Genomic DNA, 4,970 nt, shown 5'->3' on the forward strand with positions numbered 1-4,970 from the left:
GGCTCGGGCGGGTGAAGCGCTCCCGAGCGCGGTCGCGAGCGTCGCCGCGGTCAGCGCGGCCAGGGTCTTGGCTGTGGGGACGTGAAGCACGTCGCCTCCCCGGTGATCGAGCCGCCGACCTTCGCGCGACGGCTGAAACGATCAAGACCCTCCCCCAGGCCGGGTCACCGGAAGCTGTGCGAACAGTGAAGACGCCGCCGTCCCCCGGCCAGGCGGCGGCCGGTCCCGTCGGGCGAGCCGGGTGGCCGGACATGGCGTCCCATGGGTGGATTTCGTGGAACGCGAGATCCGGTGGGCGGGGATGCGGTAGTTGTGACAGGGCAGCGATCACCGCCTCACCGACCGTGAAAGAGGGCCCATGGCCGAGCAGGCACCCCCCGGGATCGACACCACCGTGGCCACGGCCGCGCGGATGTACGACTACTACCTCGGCGGCAAGGACAACTTCGCGGCCGACCGCGAGGCGGCCGAGCAGGTCCTGGCGGCGGCGCCCGAGGTGCGGCCGATCGCGGTGGAGAACCGGCGGTTCCTGCAGCGCGGCGTCCGGTACCTGGCCGAGCAGGGTGTCACGCAGTTCCTCGACATCGGCACCGGCCTGCCCACGCAGGGCAACGTGCACCAGATCGCGCAGGCGCACGATCCGGCCGCGCGGGTGGTGTATGTGGACAACGACCCGATCGTCCTGGCGCACGCGCGGGCGCTGCTGAGCGGGGACTCGGCCACCATGGTCATCACCGCCGACCTGCGCGACCGGGACGCCGTGCTGGAGGCCGCGTCCGGCCTGCTCGACCTGTCCCGGCCGTTCGCCCTGCTGATGGCCGCGGTGCTGCACTTCGTCCCGGACAGCGACCGGCCGCACGACCTGGTCGCCGGGTACCGGGACGTCCTGCCGTCCGGCGGCCACCTGCTGCTCTCGCACGTCACCGGCGACACCCGTCCGCGGTCGTCGGCGGGCGCGGCCGCCGCCTACCGCAACACCCGCAACCCGGCCACGCTCCGCCCGGTCGAGCGGATCGCCGCGTTCTTCGGCGACTTCATCCTCGTCGAGCCCGGCCTGGTCCCCGTCCCGCAGTGGCGTCCCGACTCCCCCGTGCCGGACACGGCCGAGGACATCTGGATGTACGGAGCGGTCGGCCGCAAACCCTGACTCGGGTCAGCGGGGGACGAGCCGGAAGCGCTGGTTGAAGGCCCCGGTGCAGTGGTACTGGATGATGCGCGCGCCGCTGGCCGCGGAGTGGTTCCTGACGTCCAGGCACTTGGTGGCGAACGTCCGGATCTCCTGGCCGCCCTGGGCGGGGACCAGCCGGAACTTCTGGTTGACGCCGCCGGTGCAGCTGTACTGGACGATGGAGGCGCCGTTGTCCACCGACGACCTGCGCACGTCCAGGCACTTGTCGGCGAACGTGTGGATTTCGAGGCGGCCGCCCGACGGGACGGTCCGGAACCGCTGGTTGAAGCCGCCGGTGCACCGGTACTGGATGATGTGCGCCCCGTTGGCCGAGGACGCGTGCCGCACGTCCAGGCACTTGTGGGCGAAGGTGCGGATCTCGACCCCGCCCTGGGCGCGGGCGACCGGGGCCCCGAGCGCGACCGGAGATCCGAGTACCGCCGGGGAGCCGAACGCGACCGGAGAGCCGAGGGCGGCCGGTGCGGACGCGAGGACGGCGGCGGCAGGCAGGCCGGTCACGAGCCAGGCGATCGGACGTTTCATACCAACTCCCTCGTGGGTGAGACCTTCGCAGCCTTCTTCCCCAGAGGCGCACTCTTTGTAACTGATCAGACACAAGTAGCTACCATTGCCGCGGCGACGAGGCCGGTCTCGCCGGCCGCTTTCGCGGGGCAGGGGGACGCGGGCCGGGACTATCGTGACGATCATGGAATTTCGACGGGTCGGGACCAGTGGGCTGCGCGTCAGCGAGATCGTCTTCGGCAACTGGCTGACCATGGACGGGCAGATCGACCAGGACGCGCAGGTCGCGTGCGTCCGGGCCGCGCTGGACGCCGGGATCACCACCTTCGACACGGCCGACGTCTACTCCGGCGGACTCGCCGAGGAGGTCCTCGGCCGCGCCCTGGACGGCGTGCGGCGGTCGTCGGTGGAGATCGCGACGAAGGTGTGCCTTCCGGTCGGCGACGGCGCCAACGACCGGGGCCTGTCCCGCAAGCACATCGTGGAGAGCTGCCACACGTCCCTGCGGCGGCTCGGCACCGACTACCTCGACCTCTACCAGGCGCACCGCTTCGACCCGGACACCCCGCTGGAGGAGACCATGCGGGCGTTCGCCGACCTGGTGCGCCAGGGCAAGGTCCTCTACGTGGGCGTGTCGGAGTGGACGGCCGAGCAGATCGAGCGGGGCCACGCCCTCGCGGCGGAGCTGGGCGTCCCGCTCATCTCCAACCAGCCGCAGTACTCGATGCTCTGGCGCGTCATCGAAGCGGAGGTCGTCCCGGTGTCCCAGCGCCTCGGGCTGGGGCAGCTCGTCTTCTCGCCCGTCGCGCAGGGCGTCCTGACCGGCAAGTACCTGCCGGGCGGGCAGCCTCCCGAGGGGTCGCGGGCGGCCGACGACCGCGGTTCCCGCTTCGTCGGCCGGTACATGGCGGACGCCGTGCTCGAAAGCGTGCAGCGCCTGCGTCCGCTGGCCGAGGAGGCCGGGCTGAGCATGGCTCAGCTCGCCGTCGCCTGGACGTTGCAGAACCCGGCCGTGGCGGGGGCCGTCATCGGCGCGTCCCGCCCGGCGCAGGTCGCCGAGAACGCCGCCGCCGCGGGCGTCCGCCTCCCGGACGACCTGCTGGAGCGCATCGACGCCACGCTCGGCGACCTGGTCGAGCGCGATCCCGCCAAGACCGCCGACCTCTTCAACGTCATGCCCGCCTGGCGCCGCTGACGGGCGGGTGCAGGCGGGCGGTCAGGTAGGCGAGGATCTCGTCCCTGGCCTGCACCGTGGGGTGCCCTTCCTGGTCGACCAGGTGGGCGGTGACGACGCTGTGGGGCGTCTGGACCGTGTCGCGGAAGAACGGCGGCGGGTCGGTGTTGGCCGCGTCGCCGGGCAGGACGCGTCCGTCGAAGGCGTCCCCGAGGAGGGCGCGGTAGGCGGCGAAGCGCCGGCCCGTGCACCAGCGGTCGTTGTCGAAGCGGTAGGCGAGGACGGTCAGCCCGTCGTGTTCGACGCGTTCCCGGATCGCCCGCGCGTCGTCGTCGCCGAGTTCGAGCCCGTCCGGGTCGTCCAGCGGCAGCGAGGGGTGGTTCACCACCGGCGCGATGACCGCCGGTTCGAGCGCCATGGTGAGGGCGAAGTTGCCGGTGAAGCAGAGGCCGATCGCGCCGACCCCGGGTCCGCCGCTCTCGGCGTGGGCCTGGCGGGCGAGTCCCCGCAGCCACGCCGCGACGGGGCTCGTGCCGCCTCCGCCGAACGCGCGGAACTCGACGCTGACGCACGCCCGGCGGATGACGTCCGCGCCGGCCTCGACCGTCGGGTAGGCGCCGTCCCGGCCGAACAGCGACGGGACGTACACGGTGAAGCCCGCGTCGCGGACCCACCGCGCCAGCCGGAGGACGTCGGGGCTGATGCCGGGCATCTCCGGCATGACGACGACGGCGGGTCCGGACCCGGCGGCGTACACGGTCTTCTCGACGCCGTCCACGTCCACGCGCCGGCGGGAGAAGTCGGTGATCGCGTCGTCGTGCTGTCGCTCAGCGGTGCTCATGGCCGCCAGCCTGGCGCGGACGGCCACCGCCGCACGAGAGGCCAGATCGCCATGTACGGGGGTAATCTCGCCACTGGTGTCGGGGTGGGAGGAGCGCCGGGATGAGCGCGTTGCGGGTCGGTGTCCTGGCCTATCCGGGGTGTTTCGCGTCGGAGGTCTTCGGCGTCCCCGACCTTCTGACGATGGCCGCGCACGTCGCCGGTCCGGACCGGGCGGGCTTCGAGGTGTCGGTCGTCTCGCCCCGCCGCCGCGTCGCCGCGTCGGGCGGCGCCGCGCTGGCCGTCGCCGCGCCGCGCGAGGTGGACGTCCTGGTCGTCCCGGGGTTCGAGCTCGCGCCGGACCTGGATCTGGACGCCCGGCTCGCCGCCCTCACCGCCGAGATCGCCGTCATCCGCGCGCACGCGGACGCGGGCGGCGCGGTCGTCTCCATCTGCGTCGGGGCGTTCGTGCTCGCCGAGGCCGGGCTGCTTAGCGGACGCCGCGCCACCACGGCGTGGCTCTTCGCCGAGCGGCTCGCCCGCCGCTGCCCCGACGCCGACGTCCGGTCCGACCGGCTGGTCGTCACCGACCGGGGCGTGACCACCACGGCGGCCTTCAGCGCCATGTACGACTTCGCGCTCGGCCTCATCCGCCGCCACAGCGGGACGGGCGTGGCACGCGCGACCGCCCGCATGGCGCTGCTGGACGACGCGCGGTCGTCCCAGAACCCCTACGTGGACGCCAGGCTCCTCCCCCAGCCCGGCCACGACTTCTCCCGCAGGGTCATGCGGGAGCTCGACCAGAACCTCGCCGCCCGGTACGACCTGGCCGCGCTGGCGGAGACCTTCAGCGTCAGCACCCGGACGCTGCTGCGCCGCTTCGCCGAGGAGACCGGCCAGAGCCCGCTCGCCTACCTGCAGGCGGCACGCGTCCGCCGCGCCCGCCACCTGCTGGAGACCACCGACCGGACGGTCTCCGGCATCTCCGCCGCCGTCGGGTACGGCGACCCGGGGACCTTCGCCGCCCTGTTCGCCCGCCACACCGGCCAGCGCCCCAGGGACTACCGCGCGGCCTTCCGCCGCCGCGTCTGACCGCGCCGACACCCGCTCCCACCCGGGACGGGCATGGCCACCCGCCACCGCCTGGACACCGTGAGTGATGATGGTGACACGGGGAATCGGCCGGAAGGGGACTGGCCATGGAGGCACCGTCGCGGGCCACCGCGCCCAGCCCGCGGTCCGCCGCCCGCAGGCTGTGGGCGCTGCGGGACGAGGCGCTGCTCGTCC

At 73.4% G+C, this 4,970-nt stretch carries 5 protein-coding genes; 3 read left to right on the forward strand and 2 right to left on the reverse strand.

What is annotated here, in order from left to right:
• Positions 1-358 precede the first annotated feature (358 nt).
• The gene (locus AB0J52_RS27145; RefSeq protein WP_500185154.1) at positions 359-1,147 is read left to right on the forward strand and encodes an SAM-dependent methyltransferase; all 789 of its coding nucleotides are present in this window, start codon (positions 359-361) and stop codon (positions 1,145-1,147) included.
• Positions 1,148-1,153: 6 nt separating this feature from the next.
• Here AB0J52_RS27145 and AB0J52_RS27150 read toward each other — a convergent pair whose 3' ends face one another.
• Positions 1,154-1,711 carry an RICIN domain-containing protein gene (locus AB0J52_RS27150; RefSeq protein ID WP_500185155.1) on the reverse strand — a complete coding sequence of 186 codons (558 nt, stop codon included), beginning with the start codon at positions 1,709-1,711 and terminating at the stop codon, positions 1,154-1,156.
• 163 nt (positions 1,712-1,874) lie between these two features.
• Between AB0J52_RS27150 and AB0J52_RS27155 the strand changes: the two genes are divergently transcribed.
• Positions 1,875-2,885 (forward strand): aldo/keto reductase family protein, encoded by a 1,011-nt coding sequence (locus AB0J52_RS27155; RefSeq protein ID WP_500185156.1) that lies wholly within the window; start codon positions 1,875-1,877, stop codon positions 2,883-2,885.
• Here AB0J52_RS27155 and AB0J52_RS27160 read toward each other — a convergent pair.
• Positions 2,863-3,705, reverse strand: coding sequence for a dienelactone hydrolase family protein (locus AB0J52_RS27160; protein ID WP_500185157.1), 843 nt, complete (start codon positions 3,703-3,705; stop codon positions 2,863-2,865). The genes AB0J52_RS27155 and AB0J52_RS27160 overlap by 23 nt on opposite strands.
• Positions 3,706-3,806: 101 nt before the next feature.
• Here AB0J52_RS27160 and AB0J52_RS27165 point away from each other — a divergent pair, with 101 nt between their 5' ends.
• Positions 3,807-4,775, forward strand: coding sequence for a GlxA family transcriptional regulator (locus AB0J52_RS27165; protein ID WP_500185158.1), 969 nt, complete (start codon positions 3,807-3,809; stop codon positions 4,773-4,775).
• Positions 4,776-4,970 lie beyond the last annotated feature (195 nt).

The sequence above is a fragment of the Spirillospora sp. NPDC049652 genome (genome assembly GCF_040675125.1).
Classification (GTDB): Bacteria; Actinomycetota; Actinomycetes; order Streptosporangiales; family Streptosporangiaceae; genus Spirillospora.

Bases quoted from the DNA above. Each gene is read 5' to 3' on its own strand.
- AB0J52_RS27145 (WP_500185154.1), top strand. From the start codon at position 359: ATGGCCGAGCAGGCACCCCCCGGGATCGACACCACCGTGGCCACGGCC.
- AB0J52_RS27150 (WP_500185155.1), bottom strand. From the start codon at position 1,711: ATGAAACGTCCGATCGCCTGGCTCGTGACCGGCCTGCCTGCCGCCGCC.
- AB0J52_RS27155 (WP_500185156.1), top strand. From the start codon at position 1,875: ATGGAATTTCGACGGGTCGGGACCAGTGGGCTGCGCGTCAGCGAGATC.
- AB0J52_RS27160 (WP_500185157.1), bottom strand. From the start codon at position 3,705: ATGAGCACCGCTGAGCGACAGCACGACGACGCGATCACCGACTTCTCC.
- AB0J52_RS27165 (WP_500185158.1), top strand. From the start codon at position 3,807: ATGAGCGCGTTGCGGGTCGGTGTCCTGGCCTATCCGGGGTGTTTCGCG.